Source organism: Variovorax sp. KK3, assembly GCF_001984055.1.
Classification (GTDB): Bacteria; Pseudomonadota; Gammaproteobacteria; order Burkholderiales; family Burkholderiaceae_C; genus Variovorax.
In genome coordinates this window covers 102,389-124,885 of sequence record NZ_LYVO01000007.1, presented here as the reverse complement: position 1 = coordinate 124,885, position 22,497 = coordinate 102,389, and the positions used below count along the sequence as shown (strand labels likewise).

General features: G+C 69.8%; 21 protein-coding genes and 1 pseudogene. 3 read left to right on the top strand and 19 right to left on the bottom strand.

What is annotated here, in order from left to right:
- Position 1: 1 nt before the first annotated feature.
- From B0W80_RS05710 to B0W80_RS05700, 3 genes are all read right to left on the bottom strand, one after another.
- The gene (locus B0W80_RS05710; RefSeq protein WP_076998135.1) at positions 2-703 is read right to left on the bottom strand and encodes an SDR family NAD(P)-dependent oxidoreductase; all 702 of its coding nucleotides are present in this window, start codon (positions 701-703) and stop codon (positions 2-4) included.
- 6 nt (positions 704-709) lie between these two features.
- Positions 710-1,636 carry a tripartite tricarboxylate transporter substrate binding protein gene (locus B0W80_RS05705; protein ID WP_076998162.1) on the bottom strand — a complete coding sequence of 309 codons (927 nt, stop codon included), beginning with the start codon at positions 1,634-1,636 and terminating at the stop codon, positions 710-712.
- 112 nt (positions 1,637-1,748) lie between these two features.
- The gene (locus B0W80_RS05700) at positions 1,749-2,681 is read right to left on the bottom strand and encodes a dihydrodipicolinate synthase family protein (protein WP_076998134.1); all 933 of its coding nucleotides are present in this window, start codon (positions 2,679-2,681) and stop codon (positions 1,749-1,751) included.
- A 156-nt stretch (positions 2,682-2,837) separates the two neighbouring features.
- On the opposite strand from B0W80_RS05700, the gene B0W80_RS05695 reads away from it, so the two are divergent.
- Positions 2,838-3,797: a LysR family transcriptional regulator gene (locus B0W80_RS05695; RefSeq protein ID WP_076998133.1), complete on the top strand. Its 960-nt coding sequence runs from the start codon at positions 2,838-2,840 to the stop codon at positions 3,795-3,797.
- A 16-nt stretch (positions 3,798-3,813) separates the two neighbouring features.
- On the opposite strand, the gene B0W80_RS05690 is transcribed toward B0W80_RS05695, so the two are convergent.
- A complete protein-coding gene (locus B0W80_RS05690) occupies positions 3,814-4,755 on the bottom strand; it encodes a LysR family transcriptional regulator (RefSeq protein ID WP_076998132.1) in 942 nt (313 codons plus the stop codon).
- 86 nt (positions 4,756-4,841) lie between these two features.
- Between B0W80_RS05690 and B0W80_RS05685 the strand changes: the two genes are divergently transcribed.
- Entirely contained in the window at positions 4,842-6,275 is a 1,434-nt protein-coding gene (locus B0W80_RS05685; protein ID WP_076998131.1) for an FAD-binding oxidoreductase, read from the top strand.
- 19 nt (positions 6,276-6,294) lie between these two features.
- On the opposite strand, the gene B0W80_RS05680 is transcribed toward B0W80_RS05685, so the two are convergent.
- The 10 genes from B0W80_RS05680 to B0W80_RS05635 all read right to left on the bottom strand — a co-directional run bounded on the left by B0W80_RS05680 (position 6,295) and on the right by B0W80_RS05635 (position 17,181).
- Positions 6,295-7,035 (bottom strand): PP2C family serine/threonine-protein phosphatase, encoded by a 741-nt coding sequence (locus B0W80_RS05680; protein WP_076998130.1) that lies wholly within the window; start codon positions 7,033-7,035, stop codon positions 6,295-6,297.
- Entirely contained in the window at positions 7,017-8,492 is a 1,476-nt protein-coding gene (gene tagH / locus B0W80_RS05675) for a type VI secretion system-associated FHA domain protein TagH (RefSeq protein ID WP_076998129.1), read from the bottom strand. Before tagH ends, B0W80_RS05680 begins: the two co-directional genes overlap by 19 nt.
- A 13-nt stretch (positions 8,493-8,505) precedes the next feature.
- Entirely contained in the window at positions 8,506-10,062 is a 1,557-nt protein-coding gene (locus B0W80_RS05670; protein WP_076998128.1) for a serine/threonine-protein kinase, read from the bottom strand.
- Positions 10,063-10,091: 29 nt separating this feature from the next.
- Positions 10,092-10,964 carry a DUF3365 domain-containing protein gene (locus B0W80_RS05665; protein WP_076998127.1) on the bottom strand — a complete coding sequence of 291 codons (873 nt, stop codon included), beginning with the start codon at positions 10,962-10,964 and terminating at the stop codon, positions 10,092-10,094.
- Positions 10,965-11,027: 63 nt separating this feature from the next.
- The gene (locus tag B0W80_RS05660; protein WP_076998126.1) at positions 11,028-12,005 is read right to left on the bottom strand and encodes a hypothetical protein; all 978 of its coding nucleotides are present in this window, start codon (positions 12,003-12,005) and stop codon (positions 11,028-11,030) included.
- A gap of 219 nt (positions 12,006-12,224) precedes the next feature.
- A complete protein-coding gene (locus B0W80_RS05655) occupies positions 12,225-13,823 on the bottom strand; it encodes an MFS transporter (RefSeq protein WP_076998125.1) in 1,599 nt (532 codons plus the stop codon).
- Positions 13,816-14,220: a DoxX family protein gene (locus B0W80_RS05650; RefSeq protein WP_218668872.1), complete on the bottom strand. Its 405-nt coding sequence runs from the start codon at positions 14,218-14,220 to the stop codon at positions 13,816-13,818. The genes B0W80_RS05655 and B0W80_RS05650 overlap by 8 nt, the downstream gene beginning before the upstream one ends.
- Positions 14,217-16,115, bottom strand: a complete 1,899-nt coding sequence (locus tag B0W80_RS05645; RefSeq protein WP_076998160.1) for an amidohydrolase — start codon at positions 16,113-16,115, stop codon at positions 14,217-14,219. Before B0W80_RS05645 ends, B0W80_RS05650 begins: the two co-directional genes overlap by 4 nt.
- A 101-nt stretch (positions 16,116-16,216) precedes the next feature.
- Complete coding sequence (locus B0W80_RS05640) at positions 16,217-16,504, bottom strand: DUF1427 family protein (protein WP_076998124.1); 288 nt, start codon at positions 16,502-16,504, stop codon at positions 16,217-16,219.
- A 23-nt stretch (positions 16,505-16,527) separates the two neighbouring features.
- Positions 16,528-17,181, bottom strand: a complete 654-nt coding sequence (locus B0W80_RS05635; protein WP_076998123.1) for a hydrolase — start codon at positions 17,179-17,181, stop codon at positions 16,528-16,530.
- Between the two features lie 246 nt (positions 17,182-17,427).
- Here B0W80_RS05635 and B0W80_RS05630 point away from each other — a divergent pair.
- Positions 17,428-18,347 (top strand): annotated as a pseudogene (locus tag B0W80_RS05630) (LysR family transcriptional regulator).
- A gap of 3 nt (positions 18,348-18,350) precedes the next feature.
- Here B0W80_RS05630 and B0W80_RS05625 read toward each other — a convergent pair.
- The 5 genes from B0W80_RS05625 to B0W80_RS05605 are packed head-to-tail and all read right to left on the bottom strand — an operon-like array spanning position 18,351 to position 22,494.
- Positions 18,351-19,205 carry an alpha/beta fold hydrolase gene (locus B0W80_RS05625; RefSeq protein ID WP_076998122.1) on the bottom strand — a complete coding sequence of 285 codons (855 nt, stop codon included), beginning with the start codon at positions 19,203-19,205 and terminating at the stop codon, positions 18,351-18,353.
- Between the two features lie 2 nt (positions 19,206-19,207).
- Positions 19,208-19,924 (bottom strand): ABC transporter ATP-binding protein, encoded by a 717-nt coding sequence (locus tag B0W80_RS05620; protein ID WP_218668871.1) that lies wholly within the window; start codon positions 19,922-19,924, stop codon positions 19,208-19,210.
- Entirely contained in the window at positions 19,921-20,652 is a 732-nt protein-coding gene (locus tag B0W80_RS05615; RefSeq protein ID WP_076998121.1) for an ABC transporter ATP-binding protein, read from the bottom strand. The genes B0W80_RS05620 and B0W80_RS05615 overlap by 4 nt, the downstream gene beginning before the upstream one ends.
- Entirely contained in the window at positions 20,649-21,593 is a 945-nt protein-coding gene (locus B0W80_RS05610; protein ID WP_076998120.1) for a branched-chain amino acid ABC transporter permease, read from the bottom strand. Before B0W80_RS05610 ends, B0W80_RS05615 begins: the two co-directional genes overlap by 4 nt.
- A 1-nt stretch (position 21,594) precedes the next feature.
- Entirely contained in the window at positions 21,595-22,494 is a 900-nt protein-coding gene (locus tag B0W80_RS05605; RefSeq protein ID WP_076998119.1) for a branched-chain amino acid ABC transporter permease, read from the bottom strand.
- Positions 22,495-22,497: the final 3 nt, after the last annotated feature.

The window sequence follows — 22,497 nt, the reverse complement described above, 5'->3', positions numbered from 1 at the left end:
CTCAACGGGGCAACGAAGATCCGCCGCAGATGGCGATGTCCTGCCCCGTGATGGCCGCCGCCTGCGTCGACAGCAGATAGCCCACCAGCGCCGCGATCTCCTCGGGCTGGATCAGCCGGCCTATTGGCGGCAGGCGCGGCGCGCTGCCTGCGCGGGCCGGGTCTTGCAGCATGGCGGTCTGCGTGGCGGCGGGCGACACCACGTTGATGGTGACGCCCTGCGACGCGACCTCCGCGGCCCAGCTTCGCGACAAGGCCTGCAGCGCCGCCTTCGTGGCCGCGTACTGGCCGCGCCCCGGCATGCCCTGCGCGACGCGGCTGCCGATGAACACCACGCGGCCCTGGCCGCGCGATGCCATCGCAGGCACCATCGCATCGGCCAGCCGCGTGGCGGCATCGACGTGCAGCCGCCACATCAGCTCGCCGCCAGCCGCATCGAGCGCGCCCAGCGCGCCCACACGCAGCACGCCGGCGGCATGCACGAGCGCCTGGGCATCGAGCAGTCGCGGCAGCACCCGGCCGATGTCGGCGCCGTCGGTCAGGTCGACACGCAGGTGCTCGAAGGCCGGATGGTCGATCGACGGCGCGGACACATCCAGCCCGGTCACGCGCCAGCCCGCGTCCAGCAGCGACGCGGCGATGGCGCGGCCGATGCCCGCGCTGCTGCCGGTCACGACCACACGTTGCGAAACGGGATCGCTCATGCCTCGTCACTCCACACGGATGTTGCCTTCGGTGATGATCTTTTGCGAGCGCGCCATGTCCTCCTGCTGGAACTTCGCGAAGTCGGCCGAGCTGCCGGGCGTCAGCAGAAGGCCCTGTTCCACGAGCTTCGCCTTCATGTCGGTCGCCAGCGCCTTGTTGACCTCGGCATTGAGCTTGCTCGTCACATCCGCGGGCAGCTTGGCCGGGCCCCACAAACCGTACCAGCTGTAGAACTCGAAGCCGGGCACCGTCTCGGCGACGGTCGGCACGTCGGGCAGGTTGGGCGCCCGGTTGGCCGAGGTGACGGCCACCACCCGCAGCATGCCGCTCTTGTGGTACTGCAGCGAGCCCAGGATCGGGTCGATGAAGCCGTCGATCGACCCGCCGATCAAGTCCTGGAACGCTGGCGCGGTGCCCTTGTACGGCACGATCAGGTAGTCGAGCTGGCCCTCGCGCTTGAGCAGTTCCGTCGACAGATGCCCGGCCGATCCGACCGAGCCGACCGCGAAGGTCATCTTGCCGGGGTTGGCCTTGGCATAGGCCATCAGCGACTTCACGTCGGTGACCGGCAGCTTCTTGTTGATGGCCACCGACAAGGGCGCCTTGGCGACCAGTGCGACCGGCGTGAAGTCCTTGACCACGCTGTAGGGCACGGACTTCATCGTCATCGGGGCGGTGACGAAGGTCGATGCGTTGAACAGCAGCGTGTAGCCGTCGGCCGGCGCACGCGCGACCACGTCGCCGCCGATCACGCCGTTGCCGCCGGCCCGGTTCTCGACGATGAACTGTTGCCCCGTCTGGTCGCTGAGCTTCTGTGCCAGCAAACGGCCCACCGTGTCGAGCGTGCCCCCCGGCGGGAATGGGATGACGATCTTCACCGGCTTGGACGGATAGGCCTGGGCCCAGGCCGAGGTCGCAGGCGCCAGCAGCATGCCGGCCGATGCGATCAGCGCGAGGCCGAGCCGGATCGATTGGCGGCGCGCGGCCCTGGTCTCTGGTTTGGCTTTGGTGTTGTTCTGCATGCTTGTCTCCGGATGCGGTCGCTCAGCGAACCAGGCCAGCCGCATCGACCGCGCGCTGGATCTCCGCCTCTTCCTGCGCCGACGGCCGATGCGTGGGTGCACGCACGAAGTCGTTGGCGATCACGCCCGCGCACTTCATGGCCGTCTTCATGCGGGCGTGCGCTTCGCCGGTGGGCTCGCCGGCGCCGTACACGGCTTCCTTCAGCGGCGTGATGATGCCCTGGATGCGCATGGCTTCGTTCAGGTCGCCCTTCTTCACCGCCGCATACAGGTCGATGATGAGTTGGGGAATGAAGCTCGCGAAGCCGACCAGGGCACCGTCCACGCCCTGCACCATCGAGGCGAGCAGGTATTCGTCGTGGCAGGTCAGGATGGCCTTGCTGGCGTCCGCATCGCGAATCGCCTTGAGGTCCCGGGCGTACTTGCTCATCTCGCGTTGGCCCACCTTGAAGGCCTGCACGTAGGGCAGCCGGGCCAGGTCGGCGAGCAAGGCCGAGGAATACGACGCCTTGCTGTACGCGGGGTACACGTGGCAGACCAGGTCGAGCTGCGAAGCCTTCCAGATGTTCTCGAAATAGGCGAGCGCATGGTCGGCATGGAAGCCGAAGCGCAGCCAGTGGTGCGGCGGCATCACGTCGAGCGCCGCTGCGCCGGCTTCCTTGGCCAGGCGGGCGTGGTCGGCGGCCTCGGCCAGCCCTTCGCAGACGATCGACGAGATGACCGGCAGCTTGCCCTTGAGTTCGTCCGCGACGATGCGCGTGACCTCCGCCCGCTCCAGCGGCGTGAGCGAGAACACCTCGCCCGTATGGCCGTTGGTCATGATGGCGACCACGCCCTTGTGGCTGCCGAGCCACGAGGCCAGGTGGCGCAGCGAGGGCTCGTCGATCGCGCCTTCGGCGGTGAAGGGGCAGGCGATGGCGGGAATAATCCCACGATAATTTGCGATGGTCGGCATGGTCTTGGCTCCTGGGTAAGTTGGGTTGGTGCTTGGGATCCGCTTGGGATGGCCCGATCATCCGGAGCGGGCCCGAACGGGTCCAATACCCGAATCGCATGGAACTATTCGATCCGTCGAAGCCATGCCGGGCCGACACGAAAGCAGCTGAACACCATGGGCCCCGTCAACCGACCGCTCGACCTCGAATGGCTCGAGGACTTCCTGGCCCTCTCGGAGAGCGGCAACTTCTCGCGTGCGGCGCAGGCGCGCAACATCGCCCAGCCCGCGTTCAGCCGCCACATCCGCTCGCTCGAGGAATGGGCCGGCGTCGAGCTGATCGACCGCTCGCAACACCCGGCCTCGGTCACGCCGGCCGGCGAGGTCATGCTGGCGTCCGCACGCGACGTCGTGCTGCGCCTTTCGCAGGCACGCACCCGCGCCAGCGAGGTGCACGAGCAGGCGGCGCGGAGCCTGCGTTTCGCCGCCACGCACGTGCTGTCGCTGGCTTTCTTTCCGGGCTGGCTGCAGCGCATGGAGCAGCAGACCTCGTCGCAGCTCGGGCCCATCCACATGGTGTCCGACAGCTTCCGGGCATGCGAAGAACTGATGCTGCACCGCCGCGTGCAGTTCCTGTTGTGCTACGGGCACCCCGCCGTACCGACGCGTCTGGCGGCACCCGACTTCGAGTTCGCCAGCGTGGGCTCGGACCGCCTCCTGCCGGTGTCCGCGCCCGACCCATCGGGCGCGGCCCTGCACCCCATCCGCGACGTCGATGGCCCACCGACAGCCATGCTGGCCTACAGCGAAGAATCGTGGCTCGGCCAGATGATGCAGGTGCGCATGCGCCATGTCGCCGACCCGATGCGCTTCAAGCCGGTGGTCACCTCGCATCACACCGGCCTGCTCAAGAACCTCGCGTTGTCTGGACGCGGCCTGGCCTGGCTGCCGGAGATTCTGGTCAGCGCCGAGTTGGCCGACGGGCGGCTGGTCGCAGCGGACCCGATCGAAGAAGCGGCAGGCGACCGCGACGGGAACGCCGCGTGGCGAATGCCGTTGGAGATCTACGTGTTCCGCGCCACGTCAGGCCAGACGCCGATGGCCGAGGCGCTGTGGGCGCAGATCCAGGCGCGGTGACCCCGCTCGGATCGCCTCACCCGTCGGCCAGCTCGATCCCCGAGAACCGGGCCACCACCGCAGCCCGCCGCACGACGGCATCGAGCACCAGCGCGGCCGCGATGGACAGCGAGCGCCGTGAACTCTGAAAAATGCAGATGCGCCGGGCGATTCTCGGCGTGGTGAAGACCCGGAAGCCGAGCTTCGCGTACTCGGGATGATGGGCGATGAGGGCGGGCACCACCGCCACGCCCAGCCCCAGGCGGATCGCTTGCTGCATCAGCGCCGGGTTCGATACCCGCAATGCGGGTGCGAGCACGTTGGGCGGCACGTCCTCGCTGCGCAGAATCAGTTGGGCGATCGCGGTGTCCGACGTCAGCCCGACGATCTTGGCCGACGACAGGTCGGCGATGGCGAGCTTCTTCTTGCGCAGCAGTGGCTCGTCAGGCAGGGCGACCAGGCCCATCGAGTCGTCGAGCAGCGGCTGGGTCGACACGTTCGCCGCGTCGGGATGCCAGCCGCCCACACCGATGTCGGCTTCGCCTTCGCGCACGCAGCGCACGACCTGCGCCCCGCCCTCTTCGCGCAGCGTCACGCGCAGCGCGGGGAATTTGCCGGCGAGCGCCGGCAGGCAGGGCATCACGATGTTGGCGAGGACCGAGGGTGCCGCGGCGATGCAGACCTCGCCGGCGTTCAGCGACTGGAGGTCGGCCATGCGCCGTCGCCCCTGTTCCAGCGAGCCCAGGGCCAGCTTCACGTCCTCGAGAAAGATCTGGCCGGCCTGCGTCAAGCCGACGGTGCGCGTCGTGCGGTCGAGCAGGCGGACGCCGAGCGCGCCTTCGAGCTGCTTGATGGATTCGGACAAGGCGGACTGCGTGATGAACAGCTTGCGAGCCGCGGCCGCGAAAGAGCCCGCGGCTGCGACCTCGCTGAACGCCCGCAGCTGGCGCAGGCTGACGTTGTTCGGAAAAACCGGCATAAGCGATCGAATTATCCAGATTGTTCTTTGGAGGCGCTGCGCATACGCTCGCGTTCTTCCATCTCCACTGTGTGGACCCGCTGCAAATGAACGATGACGAGACGCCTGGACTCCTCGATGCGCTGCGCCGCATCGTCGGCGCCAACCATGTGTTGACCGAGGGCGACCTGAGTGCCTGGGAGCAGGACTGGCGCCGGCGCGTGCGCGGCAAGGCGCTCGCCGTGGTGCGCCCGGCCAGCACCGCCGAAGTCGCGGCCGTGGTCAAGGCCTGCGCCGCGGCCGGCACGCCGATCGTGCCGCAGGGCGGCAACACCAGCATGGCGGTCGGCGGCGTGCCCGACGACAGTGGCCGCGAGATCGTGCTGAGCCTGCAGCGCATGAACGCCGTGCGCGGCATCGACCAGGCCAACCTCACCGTCACGGTCGAAGCCGGCTGCGTGCTGCAGGTGCTGCAGCAGACCGCCGAACAGGCCGGCTTCCTGTTTCCGCTGAGCCTGGCCGCCGAAGGCAGCTGCACGATCGGCGGCAACCTGGCCACCAACGCGGGCGGCACGCAGGTGGTTCGCTACGGCAACGCCCGCGACCTCTGCCTGGGGCTCGAAGTGGTCACGCCGCACGGCGAAATCTGGGAAGGCACCACCGGCCTGCGCAAGGACAACACCGGCTACGACCTGCGCGACCTGATGATCGGCAGCGAAGGCACGCTGGGCATCATCACGGCAGCCACCATGAAGCTCTATCCCCTGCCCGCCGCCACGCTCACGGCCTGGGCCGCCGTGCCGTCGCTGCAGCATGCCGTCACCTTGCTCGGCATGGCGCACCAGCGCTTGGGCGCCGCGCTCACCGGCTTCGAAGTGATGGGCCGGTTCGCGTTGTCGCTGGTCGGCAGGCACATGCCTCAGCTTCGCGTGCCATTCGTCGAGAACGAGGATGTGCCCTACTGCGTACTGCTGGAGAACTCCGACAGCGAGTCCGAGGACCACGCCCGCAGCCGCTTCGAAGCGCTCCTGGAGGCGGCCTTCGACGATGGCTGTGTCAGCGACGCCGTCGTGGCCGAGAACCTGTCGCAGTCGCACCAGCTTTGGCACGCGCGCGAGAGCATTCCGCTCGCGCAGGCCGAAGAGGGCCTCAACATCAAGCACGACATCTCGATCGCCGTCTCGCGCATACCCGCCTTCGTGGCCGAGACCGATGCGCTGCTGCAGCGCGAAGTGCCCGGCGTGCGCCTCGTCAACTTCGGCCACCTGGGCGACGGCAACCTGCACTACAACGTGCAGGCGCCCGAGGGCGGAGACGACAGGTCCTTCCTCGCCGACCACGAACAGCGCATCAACACGCTGGTGTACGACGCCGTCGAGAAGTTCGGCGGCTCCTTTTCGGCCGAGCACGGGATCGGTGCGCTCAAGGTCGACGAACTCGAAAAGCACAAGCCCGCCGCGGCGCTGGAGATGATGCGTGCCATCAAGCGCGCGATCGATCCGAAGAACATCTTGAATCCGGGGCGCGTCCTCCGGCTTTGAAGGCTGGCGCCAGGCGCGCTCACCCGCCCGAACACCAGATCGCCAGCGCCGAATAGTTGTCCTGATCCCCGCGGTCGACCTTGCGCACGCCCGCCTCGAGCCGGTCGAGCCAGGGCCTGGCACCGCTGCAGGCGGCCACGCTGCGCGTCATCGCGCCGTCGTCGAAAGCCGACCACAAGCCGTCGCTGCACAGCAGCAGCGCATCGCCCGACGCGAGCAGTTGCGGCTCGTCGAGCACCTCGACGTCGAAGCCCTCGGGCGAGCCCAGCGCCGAGGTCAGCTGCCCCGCGCGGGCCGCGGTGGTGTCGAGGCCGGCGTCGCGCAGGCGCTGTTCCAGGCTCTGGTCGCGCGTGCGTGCGAGCAGCTTCGAACCGCGCCAGCAGTAGAGGCGCGAGTCGCCGACGTGCGCCCAGAGCGCCGCGCCGCTGTAGAGGTCGAGCACCACCACCACGATGGTGGTGCGCATGTCGGCCGTGAAGGTGCCGGCCACCTGCTGCGCCACCACCGCACCGTTGGCGCCCTGCACCAGCCAGCGCAGCGCGCCCATGCTGACTTCCGGATGCAGCGCGAAGGCTTCGAGCACGTGCGTCACCGCGGCACGCGACGCCGTCTGGCCGCCGCCGTGGCCGCCGGCGCCGTCGCACAGCACGGCCACCAGCGAGCCTGCGCCTTCCCAGTAGCCGAAGGCATCTTCGTTGCAGTCGCGGCGCCCGGTCTGCGACAGCGAGGCGAGCGTGACGCTCAGTGCGCGTTCGGCCATGGCGGCTCCTTCGGCGCGGATTCGGCGCGGGGTTCGGCACGAGATTCGGACGGGGTGTCGGCGCGCGACTGGGCCTCGTAGGCACGCAGGAACTCACGGCCGAAGATGGTCTGGAAGTCGTCGTCCAGATGTTCGAGCAGCTTGGCATGCTGCATGCGGTGGCGCTGCCACAGGGCCGCGGCGCGCAGCACGGGCACGCGCGACAGGCCCTGCGCCGGCCCCTCGCCGGTTTCGGCGGCTTCGGGTCCGAGGCGCGAGAACAGCTCGAACACGGCGGCGCGCATGCCGGCCACCATCGCCACCTGGTGCACCAGCAGGTCATGGTGCGCATCGTGCAATGCCGCGATGGGGTCGAGAAAACCGGGGCTGCCGCCGCGCTGCAGCATGCGCGTGAGCGCCTCGGTCGCGTCGGGCGAAAACTTGAGAGGGTTGTTCTGCCGCGGCGTGATGTGCGTGCCCTCGGCGCGCATCTGGCGCTTGGCGATGGCGCGGCTCTGCAGCAGCGCCAGCGTGCCTTCGGCACTGGCCCGCAGCAGCGCGCCGATGTGTTCCATCCAGGCCGGCGTGAGGGTCGCGGCTTCGGGATTCAGCCCGGCTCCGCGTGCGAAGGCGGCGGCGAGTTCGCGGAGTTCGGATGCGGCTTCTGCAGTGCGTAGCGTTGGGGCTGGCGTTGGCGTTGGCGTTGGCGTGAGCGCGGGCGCAGGTACAGGCGCAGGAGCAGGCGCGTGCAGCGGTGCCAGTGCCGCCGCAGGCGTAGGCGCCGGCGAAAAATCGTCGGCGGCCAACGGCCGATGCGCGGACGCCGGCATCGCGGGCTGCAAAGGCGGCGCAGGCGATGCAGCCGGCGGCATCAGCGCCTGGGGCTCCAGCGGCGTGGGCTCCGTGGGCAACGAATCGACGTGCGCGCCACTGCGCAGCGCTTGGTCTTGAGGTCGAGGCTTCGCAGCCCCACGCGGCGCCACCGGCGGCGCACCGGTGCGCACCAGGTGCGGACTCTGCTGCCACGACACGATCGCCCCGCCGGTCTCCGCCTCGCGCGTCAGGGCCAACGCGGGCAGCGCCGAGCCATCGGCGAGCACGTCGGGCGCATCGTCCAGGTCGAACCAGCGGTCCAGCCGCGAGCGCTGGGCAGACGTGGTCGTGACCAGCGGTTCGACGGCCAGCTCGAAGCCGCCGATGCGCAGGCGGTCGCCCAGCTGCAACGCGCGCTCGCCGCCCGGGTCGAGCTGCTGGCCGTTCACCCACAGCGGCGACGTGCTGCTGATGCAGCGAAGCTGCGCGCCCTCGCCCGCCATCACGACCTGCGCATGCTGGCGCGACACCAGGCGCAGCGGGTCGGCCAGTACCAGCCCGCAGTCGTCGGAGCGGCCGATGGTCAGCCCCTCGGGCGGCATCGGCAGTGCCTCGTCGTCGGGTTCGGTGCCGCCGGGACGGCGCGTGACACGCAGCGCGATCACGATCGGTCCGGGTTCAGCCGAGCGCGCGCCACAGGTCGGCCTGCACGCGGCGGGCGTCGACAGTGGGCGTGAGCTGCTCCAGCACATAGGCGACGAACTGCTCGCGGGTCTGCGACTTGGCGGCGCAGCGCTTGGCGACGATGCGCCCGATCGGGCCCAGCGACGACAGCAGCGCGGCGGCGGCCTTGTCGACGTCGCCGTCGCGCATCGGTGCGCCGCGGGGCGTGGCGTTCGCCGTCGTCTCCGCGGTCGCGCCCGCGCCGGGCTGTAGTGGCGTGGCCGAGGTGACCGAGGTGCCGCCCCCGTTGCCGGTGCCGCCGCGGGTCGGCGAGGCTGCCCCCTTGGCGATGAAGCGCTCGCGCGCCTCGAAGTTGACGATCGCGAAGGCGACCGCCTGGCGCACGGCCGCCAGCGTCGTCAGGCCGCGTGCGGCGCGGCGCACCAGGACCCGCGCCACCGGGCCGATGTGCTCGGCCAGCTCGCGCTCGACGCCGGCCAGTGCGACGGTGTCCCACCCCGTCGGCACCGGCACCGAGGGCGGGCCGGTCACGGGCTGCGGCCTCGAAGGCGACAACGGCGTGGTCGCCGGATCGGGCACCGTGGGCACGGCGGACGCGCCGGGCCGCGAGCCATCGGACGCATCGCGGTCCTTCGCGGGCACCGTCTTCGTGCCTGCTGCACCCGTGCCGCGGAGCCGCGGCCCCAGCACGATCTCGGCCGGCAGCGCATCGGGCAGCGTGCCGGTGGCCAGCGCGAGCAGCGCCGTGCGCATGGCCGCCGCGTTGGGGTAGCGCTGTGCCGGGTCTTTGGCGAGGGCCTGGTCGAGCACCGCGTCGAAGGGCGCGAGCGTGGGGTCGTCCATCAGCTCGACCAGCGGCTTGTGCGGCTCGTAGACGATCTTGTACATGATCGCCTCGTCGGTGCCGACGAAGGGCGTGGTGCCGCTGAGCATCTGGTACAGCAGCACGCCGGCCGAGAACACGTCGACGCGGCGGTCGACCTCGCGGTCGGTGTACTGCTCGGGCGCGATGTAGCCCGGCGAGCCGATGACCGAGCTGCCGCGCGTGAGGTTGGACGACTCGGTGCGCGCGATGCCGAAGTCGGTGATCTTCAGCCGCCCGTCGTCGGCGATGAGCAGGTTGGCGGGCTTGACGTCGCGGTGCACGATGCCGCGCTCGTGCGCGTAGTGCAGCCCGTCGAGCAGTTGCGACATGAGGCACAGCACCTGCGGCAGGTCGAGCTTGCGCGGCGCATGGATGTAGTCGCGCAGGTTCCGCCCGGCGACGTATTCCATGACGATGTAGGCGCAGTCGTTGTCTTCGCCGAACTGGTACACCGGCACGATGTTGCGGTGCGTGAGCCGCCCGGCCGCCTTGGCCTCGACCCGAAAGCGCGCCGCCACGCTGGGGTCGTCGTCGCCCGTCTCGAGCAGGCGGCGGTGAATCGTCTTGATCGCCACCGGCCGGTCGATGGCCTGGTCGTGGGCCAGGTACACCATGCCCATCGCGCCCGAACCGATCACGCCTTGGATGGGGTACGGTCCGACGTGGGCTGGGTAGGGTGTGGCCATGGGTGGGGGGAACCTCGCGCGTCAGCAGCTCAAGCGTCGAGCATTTTGATCGCGTGGTCGAGGCTGTGGCGCATGCGCGCGAAGGACTGCGACAGGGTGCCGATCTCGTCGCGGCCGCGCGACGGGAATTCCGGCGCATCCATTTCGCCCAGGCTCACGCGGTTGGCGAGCTTCGACAATGCGGTCACCGGCCGGATCACCAGCAGGTAGAGCATCACGTTCAGCACGATGCCGATGGCCACGAAGATGCCGACCAGGGACGCCATGAACACCTTGAAGACCTGCTCGGCGCGCGCCAGCGGCACGGCCATGGGCACCGACACCACCTGGGCGCCGATCACCTCGTTGAGCTGCCAGCCGAAGCCGTTGGCCGGGCCGTACTTGTCGATCAGCGTGCGCGGCGCCGCCTCCACGGTGCTGTGGCAGGCCAGGCAGGCGGCGTTGGTGATGCGCAGCGGCCGCGCGACGTAGAGCGAGCGGCCGGTGCCCGACTCGCGCTCGCCGACGAATTCCTTCGACTCGGCCTGGGTGCGGAAGCGGTTGACGATGTCGGCCTCCCAGTCGACCGCGCGGTCGCGCGGGTTGGTGGGGTTGAGCGTGGCTTCCTTGTAGCTGTAGTCGGGGAAGCTCTTCGACAGCGTGGCCAGCACCTCGGTGGCCGAATAGGCCGGCACGGTCTGCGGCAGGAAGGTGTACTTCATCTGCGTTTCGAGCAGCGGGCGGATCTGGTCGTTGGTGTAGCTGCGCACCGCCACGGCTTTTTCCATGGTCAGGCGGGCATGGTTGAGCACTTCCTCCTTGGCGTTCTTCTGCAGCAGGTCGTGCGACACCTTGCCGGCGCCGAGCACCCCCAGGACGAAGACGACCAGGAAGATCAGGTTGAACTTGAACAACAGGCGCATGTGCTTCTCCAGTCCAAGGGTGGCTTCACGTCGCTGGGTTGCGGAAGGCAGCGCGACGGTTCACTATGGTTTTCCCGATGCGGTGCTGCTGCCGCTGGCCTCGGCCGCGGCCCGGGCCGCCTGGCGGGCGGCCTGGCGCGCAGCCTCTCGTGCGCGGCGGCGCTCGGCTTCTTCGGCCATGCGGCGCGCATAGCCCTCGGGGTCGGCGAACTGCTCCCATTCGGGATGGCGCGGCAGTTCGGCCTTGGCCGCGGCGCGGAAGGCCGGGTCGGCGGCGGCGCGCGACTTCCACAGCGGCAGCAGCGACAGGCGCAGCCCCGGCTCGGTGCGCAGCCAGGCCGACACGTCGGCGTAGGAGATCTCTCCCAACGGCTTGGGCGCCACGGGGCGCTTGGCGAACTGTTCGCCGCGCGCGGGCAGCCGGTCGCGGAACTGGCGCGGCACCTTGGCCAGGAACTCGGGTGGCGCGCGCCGGGCGACGGTGGGCGATGCACCTTCGCGCCGCTGGGCGAAGTCGCCCGCCGCCAGTTGCGACACGGTCTGGCCGCCGTCGCGCAGCGCGAGCCGCGCGGTGCCGCTCTCGACGAACACCTCGTACTGCGAACCTGCGGTGTAGGCCACCGTGCTGGCGGCCTGTGCCGCCAGTTCGTAGGCCGGGCTGGAATACGAGAAGGACGCGCCGCTGCCGGTCTTGAGCCAGCCTTGCAGCAGGTAGATGGGCGTGGGCGCCAACCCCTTGCCGACGCGCGGCCGCAGCATCAGCCGCGTCGATTCGCCGACGCCGACCAGCGTGCCGCCGGGCAGCTCGATCTGCACGAACGCGCCCGGTGCGGTTTCGATGATGTCCTGCTCGTTCAGGGCCACGCCCTCGGCCAGCGTGTGGCGCGTGGTCTGGCGGATGAGGGTGGCGCCACCCTCGACGATGCCGACGATGGTGGGGCTTTGGGCCCACGGAATCTGGGCCGCCACGTTGCCGCTGCCGCCGGATTGCGCCCAGGCGGCCGGTGCCGCGAGCATGCTCGCGGCGCACAGCAGAAGCACCCTGGCAGTAGTCCTTGTGAGCCGCAACACAGACACCTGACTCCCTCGCTGAGCAGACATCACAGGATCGGATGTCAGCCGAAAGTTGACATCAGGATGTTACCCAGGTCACTGCCTGTGCCAACGTGTCTTCCGGCCAGTTTCCCTCGGCAATTCGACCTAGTACCTCGGGGCGGCACGGGCTACTTCGCCGAGGGGATGCCCCCGGCGAAGCCCGCCTCAGAGCGCCAGGAAGTGGTGTGCCTCCGGCCTGTCCTCCCCCTGGTGGAAACGCAGCGCCTCGGCCTGCAGGTCGGCATCGGCATGCGACACCCGGTGGTGCTGGCGCAGGTGCTCGGCCCAGCTCTCGACCAGGAACCACTCCATCACCCGCTCCGCGTCGCCGGTGTGCTCCTGCAGACCCCAGGCATAGGCGCCATCGCGGCGGCGCTCGAGCGACAGGCGCTTCATCACTTCGAGGAAGGCCGCATGGTCCTCCTTCCGGACGCGGTATTCGACCTGCACCATCACCGGGCCACGGTCGTGCGCCACGGGCTCGGTGAGCAGCGGCTCGGGCCAGTGGTTGGAAGGCTGCAGGTCGGCCTCGCCCTTCGGCAGCTTGACGCGATGGAACAGCAGCCCCGTCAGCACCAGGCCGACCGCGCCCGCCACCAGCGTGCCCGGCACGCCGATGGCCTGCGCGACCAGGCCCCAGCCCAGGCTGCCCGCGGCCATGGCACCGTTGAACACCGTCAGGTACACGGCCAGCCCGCGGCCGCGCACCCAGTTCGGCAGGATAGCCTGCGCCACGCTGTTGAGCGTGGTCAGCGCCACGATCCAACCCAGGCCCAGCAACAGCAGCAGCGCCACGGCCAGCCACCGCGGCGGCGCGAAGACCAGGCTGCCCATCACGCCGGCGGCCAGCAACGCCGCCAGCAGCAGCATGCCGTCGGCATCGAGCCGGGCGCGCAGCCGCGGCATGACCAGCGCGCCGCCGATGGCGCCCGCCCCCACCGCGCCCAACAGCACGCCGTAGAAGCCGGCGCCGCCGCCGAGCATCTGCTTCGCCACCAGCGGCAGCAGCGCCCACACCGAGCTGGCGAACACGAAGAACACGGCGGCACGCAGCAGCACCCGGTGCAGCTCGCGGCTCGATCGGGTGTAGCGCAGGCCGGCGCGGAAGGCACCGAGGAAGTTCTCCGACAGCGCCGTGTCGGTGGCGGGCGGGCGCTTCCACCACAGCAGCGCGGCGATGACGAAGGCGTAACTCAGCACGTCCAGACCGTAGGTGGCCGCTGCGCCGAAGCTCGCGAGGATCAAGCCGCCGGCCGCCGGCCCGATGGAGCGCGCGATGTTGATGCCCAGCGAGTTGAGCGCCACCGCGCCCTTGAGGTCCGAGCGCGGCACCAGCTCGGGCACGATCGATTGCCAGGTCGGCCCCATCAGCGCCGCGCCGATGCCGCCGACGAAGGTCAGCGCGATCAGGTACTCGACCGTCAGCGCGCCGCTGTACGACAGCGCCAGCAGCGTGCCGCTCACCGCCGCCAGCACCAGCTGCACGAAGATCAGGAAGCGGCGCCGGTCGAGGATGTCCGACAGCACCCCGGCCGGAATCGCGAGCAGGAACACCGGCAAGGTGGCCGCCGTCTGGATCAGCGCCACGGCCGTGGGGCTGGCCGACAGGTCGGTCACCAGCCAGGCGCTCGCCACGTCGCGCATGAAGCTGCCGATGTTGCCGAGCACCGTGGCCGCCCAGAGCACGGCGAAGACCGGCTGGCGCAGCGGCGCGAAGGCGCCCGCCGCGGGAGCCGCTTTCGCGGCGGACTGGACATCAGACATGAGCGCGCTCCCGCAGGTCCTGCCAGGCGACGAGCATGAAGCCGCCGACCAGGCCGAGATGTTCGAAGAAGGCGTTCGCCGCCATGAAGCGCGCTTGCCCCGCAGGCATCTCCCAGAAGCGCAGCGCCACGAAAGTGGCCAGCAACGTGAAGAGCCCGAGCGCCGAGGCGCCGAGCCAGCGCAGGCGGCCGGCCAGGATGAGCGCCGCGGCGCCCAGCTCGAGCACGATCACCGCGATGGCCATCGGGGCCGCGGGCGAGAGTCCGAAATGGTTCATCTCGGCGATCGCCCCGGGGAAGTCGAACGCTTTCTGCAGCCCACCCTGCAGGTAGGCCGCGCACAGCAGCAGCAAGGCGATCCAGCGCAGCGCGGGAGAAGTGGTCCAGCGCATCGTCATACCGCCCAGCAGGCGCAGCCGAGCGCGCCCCAGAAGCTCTTGAGGTCCGACACCGGCAGCTTGCTGCCCCAGGCAGACGCATGCGCGTGCCCATGCACGCCGCAGCTGCTGGCGCAACTGCAGGACATGGCGGCCTGGCGCATCGCCTTCTGCAGCGGCGCGCCTTCACTGTTCGCACTGCGGCCCCAGGCGCCGTAGCCGCCGTAGCGGCGCACCGGCGACCAGTCCGGCATGGCGGGCGGCACCGAGCCCTCGTCGTGCGCCGCCAGGTCGCCGGCCGCCCAGACCACCTTGCCGCCGACCATGGTGAAGAGCGCGCTCGTGTCGGCTATTTCCGATTCAGGGCAGGCGAAGTAGTCGCGGTCGGGCACGACCAGGTCGGCCAGCTGGCCGGCCGCGATGCGGCCCTTCTTGCCTTCCTCGTTGGAGAACCAGGTCGCGTTCTCGGTCCAGAGCCGAAGCGCCGTCTCGCGGTCGAGGCAGTTGCGCTGCGGGGTCAGCTGGAGCCCGCCCACCGTGCGGCCCGTGACCAGCCACGACAGCGACACCCACGGGTTGTACGACGCGACGCGGGTCGCATCGGTGCCCGCAGCGACCTTCAGGCCCTTCTCCAGCATGCGCTTGACCGGCGGCGTGGCCTCGGCTGCGGCGGCGCCGTAGCGCTCGACGAAGTACTCGCCCTGATAGGCCATGCGGTGCTGCACGGCCACGCCGCCGCCCAGCGCGGCGATGCGGTCGATCGACTTGTCCGAAATGGTCTCGGCATGGTCGAAGAACCAGTTCAGGCCCGCGAGCGGTGTGTCGCGGTTCACCTTCTCGAAGACGTCGAGCGAGCGCGTGATGGTCTCGTCGTAGGTGGCGTGCATGCGCCAGGGCCAGCGGTTCTGCGCCAGCACGCGCACGACTTCCTCGAGTTCGCCTTCCATCTCGGGGCCCATGTCGGGCCGCGGCTGGCGGAAGTCCTCGAAGTCGGCGGCCGAGAACACCAGCATCTCGCCGGCACCGTTGTGGCGGAAGTAGTCGTCGCCCTGCTTGTACTTCGACGTGGAAGTCCAGTTGAGGAAGTCCTGCTTCTCCTGCTTGGCCTTCTGCGTGAACAGGTTGTAGGCCAGGCGGATGGTGAGCTGGCCGGCATCGGCGAGCTGCTGGATGACCTGGTAGTCCTCGGGGTAGTTCTGGAAGCCGCCGCCCGCGTCGATGGCGCCTGTCACGCCCAGGCGGTTGAGCTCGCGCATGAAGTGGCGGGTGGAATTGACCTGGTACTCGATCGGCAGCTTCGGGCCCTTGGCGAGCGTCGCGTAGAGGATGGCCGCGTTCGGCTTGGCCAGCAGCAGCCCCGTGGGGTTGCCGGCGGCATCGCGCGTGATCTCGCCGCCGGGCGGCTGTGGCGTGTCCTTGGTGTAGCCGACGGCGCGCAGCGCGGCGCCGTTGAGCAGCGCGCGGTCGTACAGGTGCAGGATGAACACCGGCGTGTCGGGCGCGACCGCGTTGATCTCGTCGAGCGTGGGCAGGCGCTTTTCGGCGAACTGGTGTTCGGTGAAGCCGCCCACCACGCGCACCCACTGCGGTGCGGGCGTGACGTCCACCTGGCGCTTCAGCATCGCCATCGCGTCGGCGAGGCTCTTCACGCCGTCCCACCGAAGCTCCAGGTTGTGGTTGAGGCCGCCGCGGATGATGTGGAGGTGGCTGTCGATCAGGCCCGGCAGCACCGGCCGGCCCTTCAGGTCGATGACGCGGGTGGCGCTGCCGGCCAGCGGCAGCACGTCCTCGTCGCGGCCCACGTGCGTGAAGCGGCCGCCGCGGATGGCCACCGCGCTGGCGATGGGATTGGCACGGTCCAGCGTCGTGATGCGGCCGTTGCGCAGGATCAGGTCGGGCGTCTGGGTGTCGGACATGGCGGATGGGCTCGTGTTGGGGATTTGCGCGAAGCCGGGTGCGGCCAGGGTGGCGCCGATCGCGCCGAGGAAGCGGCGGCGCCCGGGGTCGGAAGATGATGTCATGCGCTTCGGTCTCCGGATGAAGGGGTGGCCGATGCATTCGACGGCTGCGCGCACTTCGGCAGCTCGCCGAACACATGCGGCTTGACTTGGTGATGCAGCCAGGACGTGCTCACCGTGTCGCGGTGGAACACGTGCCTGACCAGCGGTGGAATCTGCTCTCCGAGCAGGATGCCCAGCAGGCCGACCAGCGCGATCACCGGCGGCGCCGGCGAGCGCACCTGGAAGAGCGCGTAGATCACGCCGACCAGCAGGCCCAGCGCAAGGGAGACGAGGTAGGGCTTCATGGTCGGCGCCTTCGACTCGACGATCAGCCTTCGTGGGCGTTGAACATGCTCTTGGCGTAGGTGATGCCAAGGCCGTACGCGCCGCCCACCTTCTTCGCGATGCCGGTGGTGAGGTCGTAGGTGTCGCCGCGGGCCCAGTCGCGCTGCAGCTCCAGGAGGTATTGCAGCGAGGTCATGGGGCGTGCGCCGGCCTGCACCATGCGGTCCATCGCGCGGTTGTGCGCTTCGGCCGACACGTCGCCGCAAGCGTCGGCGATCACGTAGACCTCGAAGCCCTGGTCCAGCGCCGACAGCGCCGGGCCGACGATGCACACGCTGGTCCACAGGCCCGACAGCACGATGCGCGGCTTGCCGATGCGGTTGACTTCGTCGATGACGGCCGCGTCTTCCCAGGTGTTCATCGACGTGCGGTCGAGCAGCTTCTGGCCCGGGAAGGCGTCGGTGATCTCGCCGAACATCGGGCCCGAGAAGCTTTTTTCGGCGACGGTGGTCAGGATGGTCGACACCTTGAAGCCCGCGGCCGCCTGTGCCACCAGCGCGGCGTTGTTGCGCAGGGTCACTGCGTCGATCGAGTGCGTGGCGAAGGCCATCTGCGACTGGAAGTCGATCATCACCAGCGTGTGGTCGGTGGGCGTGAGCAGCTTGGCGCCGGCGGTGGGGGTGGCTTTGACGGTCATGAGAGGCTCCTGGGTCGATGACATGGCGTTGAAGGGCGGAAGAAGCGGGCCGTGTGAAATGGATGGCCTTCTGCTTCCGTTCGAATTCGATTGAATTCACAATCTGCGTCGGGGATCTTGTTGAATATTTCCCCTCGGCATGGACGCAATCATGTCGAAGCCGAGCCCGGTCGTTGGCGAAACTTTTAGGCGTCGACGATCGAATTTTTCGAACATCGCTCACGCCGACCTTTTTCGGAGCAACGCATGCTCAAGCTTTCCCTCGAAGCCATCGAACTCGTGGATGCCATCGCCCGCCACGGGTCGTTCGCCGCGGCCGCCGTGCGGCTCAACAAGGTGCCTTCGACCATCTCGTACGCGGTGGGCAAGCTCGAGGAGCAGCTCGGCATGCAGCTCTTCGAGCGCAACGGCCCGCGCGTCACGCTCACGTCGGCGGGCGACGAAATGCTCAAGGAGGGCCGCTGGCTGCTCACCGCGGCCCGCGACCTCGAATCGCGCATGCGGCAGATCGCCACCGGCTACGAGTCGGAGCTGCGGCTGGTGCACGACTCGCTGATTCCCACCCAGGCGCTGATCGGCGACATCCGCGCCTTCGAAGACCTGCGCTGCGGCACGCGCCTGCGCATCGGCTGCGAGGCGCTCACCGGCACCTGGGAGGCGCTGCGCGAAGGCCGCGCCGCATCGTGATCGCCGCCGGCGAGGGGCCGGCCGGCGGCGGCTACCAGGCGGTGAACGTGGGCAGCCTGGACTTCGCCTTCTGCGTCGCGCCCACCCATCCCCTCACCCGGCTCGACCAGCCCTTGCAGCGCGGCGACCTGATCCACTGCAACGCCATCGTGGTCGGCGACAGCGCGCGCACCTCCTCGGACCGCACCGTGGGCCTGCTGGCCGGGCAGCCGCGCATCGCCGTGCCCAGCATGGCCGCCAAGATCGCCTGCCAGGTCGAGGGCCTGGGCCATGGCCACCTGCCGCGCGCCTGCATCGCTGGCGAGCTGGCGCGCGGCTCGCTGGTGGAGCTGGCCACCGAGGAGCCGCGCGCGCCCGAGACCTTCTGGCTCGCCTGGAAGACCGGCAGCGAAGGCCGTGCGCTGCGCTGGTGGCGCGACCGGCTCGACCGGCCGCTGGTGCCGGCCCTGCTGCCGCGCACGGGCACCGCGGCGTCGTAGCGACTACAGCGGCCAGCGGGTGGGCACGTCGCCCAGGCCGGCACGCGGCAGAAGCCAGTCGAGCGCCACCCGGTTGAAGGCCTCGGCGTTCTCGATGTTGCTGAGGTGCCCCGCATCGGGCAGCACGCTGACCGGTGCGCCGCCGAGCTTGGCAGCCATCTCGTGATGCATGGCGGGCGGCGTCAGGCGGTCGTCGGCGCCGACGACGAAGTGGGCCGGCGCGCCGATCTGCGAGATGTCGCCCAGCGTGACCTGTTCTACCGTGGCCTGCAGCGACTTGATGTACGAATCCTTGTGCAGCGCGGCGATGCTGTCGACCAGCTGCTGCAACTGCGCAGGCGTGGCCTTCGGGCCGACCAGCGAGCGCGCCACGGCATCGGCGATGTCGGCCGGCGCCTGGCCCGCCAGCAGCGGCGCGCGCCGGCTGTCGACGAAAGCCTGGCGCTGTTGCGGCGTGAAGGCTTCGAAGCCTTCGTGCGTGTCGAGCAGCGTGAGCGTGGCGATGCGCTCGGGGTGCAGCAGCGCCGTGCGCATCGCGATGCGGCCGCCCATCGACAGGCCGACCAGGTGCGCGCGCTGCACGCCGAAGTGGTCGAGCACGCGCAGCACGTCGCCCACGAAGTCGTCGAAGGCGAGCGGGCCGTCGTAGTCATCGCTGCCGCCGTAGCCGCGTGCATCCCAGGCCACGCACGAGAAGTGCGGCGCGAACACCGGCAGCTGCGCGCGCCAGTTGCCGCGGTTGCCGCCGATGCCGTGCATGAAGAGCGCGAGCGGGCCGGGCGCCACGTCGGCTGCCAGGTCGACGGCCAATGCGGGCGTGCCGGGAATGCGATAGGTGCGATGGGTGGTGGGGGTCATGGTCAAAGTCCTAGGTAAGCCTGCCGGATGCGCGGATCGCCGGCGATGTCCGCGGCCGGGCCTTCGGCGGCGATGCGGCCGTTCTCGACGACGTAGGCATGGGTCGCGACGTCGAGCGTGCGCTGCACATCCTGCTCGGCCAGCAGCAGCGTGAGCCCGTCCGCGGCCAGCCGGCGCACGAGCGCGAAGATCTCGAGCGCCATCACCGGGGCCAAGCCCAGCGTGGGCTCGTCGAGCAGCATCAGCTTGGGCTCGGCCATGAGGCCGCGTCCGACGGCCAGCATCTGCTGCTCGCCGCCCGACAGCGTCACCGCCTGCTGCGCACTGCGCTCGCGCAGGCGCGGGAAGATGTCGAACACCCGGTCGACGTTCTGCCGCCAGCGCGGCCGTGCGCGGTCGTTGATGCCGCCCAGGCGCAGGTTCTCGTGCACCGTGAGCGAGGGGAAGACCATGCGGCCCTCGGGCACCAGTACTAGGCCCGAGAGCACGCGGCGGTTGGCGGCGACCTTGGCGATGTCTTCACCGAGAAAGCGCAGCGCGCCGGATTGCACGGGAAGCAGGCCGCAGAGCGTTTTCATCAGCGTGGTCTTGCCGGCGCCGTTGGCGCCGAGCAGCGCGGTGACGCCGCCCTCGCGGACCTGCATCGTGAGGCCGTGCACGACCCTTGTCTGGCCGTAGCCGGTGACGAGCGAATCGATTTCGAGCATGGCGGGGGTCATGCATGCGCTCCGAAGTAGACCGACAGCACCTTCTCGTTCTCCCCGATCTCCGCCGGCGTCCCTTCCGCGATCAGCTCCCCGTGGTGCAACACCACGATTCGCCCGCACAACTCCATCAGCGCCCGCATCACGTGCTCGATGACCAGCAGCGTGAGCCCGCGCGCAGCCTGCATGCGCCGCAGCGTCTGGAGCATCTGCCCGACCTCCGTCGGCGTGAGCCCCGCCATCACTTCGTCGAGCAGCAGCAGCCGCGCGCCGGTGGCCACGCAGCGCGCGATCTCCAGCCGCTTCTGCCCCGACAGCGTGAGCGACGACGCGGCCCGGTGCGCCACGTCGGCCAGGCCGACCTCGTCGAGCACCTGCATCGACGCGGCGTCGGCATCCTGGCGCCGATGCAACTGCGCATGCCCGAACATCGCACCGGTGCGCAGGTTCTCCAGCACCGTGAGCGACGGAAAGGGCTTGACGATCTGGAAAGTGCGCGCCACGCCCAGCCGGCAGATCTGGTCCGGCCGCAGGCCGACGATGGGCGTGCCGTCGAAGTCGATGCGGCCCTCGCTGGGCCGCGTGTTGCCGGCGATCAGGCTGAACAGCGTGGTCTTGCCGGCCCCGTTGGCGCCCATCACCCCGACGATGTGCCCGGCCGGCACCTCGAACGAGACGCCGTGCAGCGCCGTGAGCCCGCCGAAGCGCTTGCCCAGGCCGCGCACGGCCAGCAAGGGACTCATGCTCGATCTCCCGACGCACGCGCCGTGCGCCGTCGTGCCCAGGCCTCGGGCAGCCCCACCAGCCCGTTCGGCAGCACCAGCACGAAGGTGATGAGGATCGCGCCGAGGATGATCATGTAGAGCAGCGGCGCATGCGCCCACAGCAGCTCCTGGATGGCGAACAGGAACACCACGCCGAGCAGCGGCCCCTTCGCGTTGTCGCCACCGCCGAGGATGGCCATCGCGATCACGGTGATGGAGATCATCGGATCGAACACGCCGCCCACCACGAAGTAGGTGGAGCGCAAGGCCATCACCGCACCGACCATGCCCGGAATGGCGGCCGACAGCACGAAGGCCAGCAGCTTGAAGCGCACCACCGGCACGCCCAGCGTCTCGGCCGCCTCTTCGTTCTCGCGCAGCGAGCGCAGGCCGTGGCCGAAGCGCGAGCGGCTGACCCAGGTGAGCAGCCCGGTGGCCAGCAATGCCAGCGCGAACATCAGGAAGTACACGACCACCAGGTCGGGCGTGCCGAAGAGGATGCGGCTCGCGGTGCCGCTGGCGGCCTCGCCCGCCATGATGCTGAACTTCACCAGCTCGGCCAGGCCGAAGGTGAGGATCACGAAGTACGGCCCCTTGACGCGCAGCACCGGCAGCCCGACCAGCGCCGCGAAGGCTGCGGCCAGCCCACCGGCGAAAAGGATGACCAGCACGAAGGGCAGCTGCTGCCAGGTCACCACCATCAGGTAGGCGCCCAGGCCGTAGAACACCACGTGGCCGAGCGACACGTAGCCCGTCATCTTCGACAGCACGCACCAGCTCTGCGTGAGCGCGAGCCACATCAGCAGCGTGAGCCCGGTGCCGACCAGGTAGTCGTTGGCCACGAAAGGCAGCGCCGCGAGCGCCACCACGCCGGCGGCCAGCACGGACAGCCAGGCGCGCTCGCTGCGTGGGAGCTTCATGTCAACGGCGGGCCGTGCGGGCAAGGAGGCCGTTGGGAAAGAGGAGGAGCGCGGCGACGAAGCATCCATAGAGCAGCACGGAGCGGAGGTTGGCCGACGTCAGGGCGACGCCGTAGGTTTCGATCACGCCGAGCAGCAACGCCGCCACCAGCCCGGCCATCACGTTGCCCAGGCCGCCGAGGATGATCACGATGAAGCCCGCGATGGTGAACGGGAAGCCCGAGAACGGCGAGAACTGTTCGAGCATCGACATCAGCACGCCGGCCAGCGCGGCACTGGCGAAGCCCAGCGCGAAGCTGCCCCACTGCACGCGGTCGACGTCGACGCCGACGATGTAGGCCGCCTCGCGCCGCTCGATCACCGCGCGCATCGCCAGGCCGGCCGTGCTGCGCGCCAGGAACAGCGCGATGCCGATGCAGGTGGTGCCGGCCAGCAGCAAGGTGGCGATGCGGTTACCCGTCATTGCGACGTTGCCGACGCGCCAGACCTCGTCGAGATATTGGATGGCGCGGTTGTTCGGCGTGAAGAGCATGGCCGCCGCGTTCTGCAGGATGATCGACAGCCCGAAGAAGAGCAGCAGCGAGTTGCCCTCCATGCGGCCCGCATCGGCAGGCGCCACCGCGAGCAGCCGGCGAAAGAGCCCGCGGTACAGCGCCCAGCCGAGCAGCGCGCCCAGGCCGGCCACCACGGGCGCGGCGAGCAGCGGCGAGATGCCGGCGATACTGAAGGCCCAGTAGGCCGCGTAGGCGCCCAGCATGACCAGGTCGCCGTGCGCCACGTTGAGCATGCGCATCGTGCCGTAGACCAGGTTGAGCCCGAGCGCGACCAGCGCGTAGACCGACCCCGTGACCAGGGCAGCGAAAAGCAGCTGCCCCGACGTGAGCACGTCGACGATAGGCATGCG

What these genes read in the sequence shown, in the direction of transcription:
- B0W80_RS05710 (WP_076998135.1), bottom strand. Translation starts at nt 703, where the DNA reads ATGAGCGATCCCGTTTCGCAACGTGTGGTCGTGACCGGCAGCAGCGCG.
- B0W80_RS05705 (WP_076998162.1), bottom strand. Translation starts at nt 1,636, where the DNA reads ATGCTGCTGGCGCCTGCGACCTCGGCCTGGGCCCAGGCCTATCCGTCC.
- B0W80_RS05700 (WP_076998134.1), bottom strand. Translation starts at nt 2,681, where the DNA reads ATGCCGACCATCGCAAATTATCGTGGGATTATTCCCGCCATCGCCTGC.
- B0W80_RS05695 (WP_076998133.1), top strand. Translation starts at nt 2,838, where the DNA reads ATGGGCCCCGTCAACCGACCGCTCGACCTCGAATGGCTCGAGGACTTC.
- B0W80_RS05690 (WP_076998132.1), bottom strand. Translation starts at nt 4,755, where the DNA reads ATGCCGGTTTTTCCGAACAACGTCAGCCTGCGCCAGCTGCGGGCGTTC.
- B0W80_RS05685 (WP_076998131.1), top strand. Translation starts at nt 4,842, where the DNA reads ATGAACGATGACGAGACGCCTGGACTCCTCGATGCGCTGCGCCGCATC.
- B0W80_RS05680 (WP_076998130.1), bottom strand. Translation starts at nt 7,035, where the DNA reads ATGGCCGAACGCGCACTGAGCGTCACGCTCGCCTCGCTGTCGCAGACC.
- B0W80_RS05670 (WP_076998128.1), bottom strand. Translation starts at nt 10,062, where the DNA reads ATGGCCACACCCTACCCAGCCCACGTCGGACCGTACCCCATCCAAGGC.
- B0W80_RS05665 (WP_076998127.1), bottom strand. Translation starts at nt 10,964, where the DNA reads ATGCGCCTGTTGTTCAAGTTCAACCTGATCTTCCTGGTCGTCTTCGTC.
- B0W80_RS05655 (WP_076998125.1), bottom strand. Translation starts at nt 13,823, where the DNA reads ATGTCTGATGTCCAGTCCGCCGCGAAAGCGGCTCCCGCGGCGGGCGCC.
- B0W80_RS05650 (WP_218668872.1), bottom strand. Translation starts at nt 14,220, where the DNA reads ATGACGATGCGCTGGACCACTTCTCCCGCGCTGCGCTGGATCGCCTTG.
- B0W80_RS05645 (WP_076998160.1), bottom strand. Translation starts at nt 16,115, where the DNA reads ATGTCCGACACCCAGACGCCCGACCTGATCCTGCGCAACGGCCGCATC.
- B0W80_RS05640 (WP_076998124.1), bottom strand. Translation starts at nt 16,504, where the DNA reads ATGAAGCCCTACCTCGTCTCCCTTGCGCTGGGCCTGCTGGTCGGCGTG.
- B0W80_RS05635 (WP_076998123.1), bottom strand. Translation starts at nt 17,181, where the DNA reads ATGACCGTCAAAGCCACCCCCACCGCCGGCGCCAAGCTGCTCACGCCC.
- B0W80_RS05625 (WP_076998122.1), bottom strand. Translation starts at nt 19,205, where the DNA reads ATGACCCCCACCACCCATCGCACCTATCGCATTCCCGGCACGCCCGCA.
- B0W80_RS05620 (WP_218668871.1), bottom strand. Translation starts at nt 19,924, where the DNA reads ATGACCCCCGCCATGCTCGAAATCGATTCGCTCGTCACCGGCTACGGC.
- B0W80_RS05615 (WP_076998121.1), bottom strand. Translation starts at nt 20,652, where the DNA reads ATGAGTCCCTTGCTGGCCGTGCGCGGCCTGGGCAAGCGCTTCGGCGGG.
- B0W80_RS05610 (WP_076998120.1), bottom strand. Translation starts at nt 21,593, where the DNA reads ATGAAGCTCCCACGCAGCGAGCGCGCCTGGCTGTCCGTGCTGGCCGCC.
- B0W80_RS05605 (WP_076998119.1), bottom strand. Translation starts at nt 22,494, where the DNA reads ATGCCTATCGTCGACGTGCTCACGTCGGGGCAGCTGCTTTTCGCTGCC.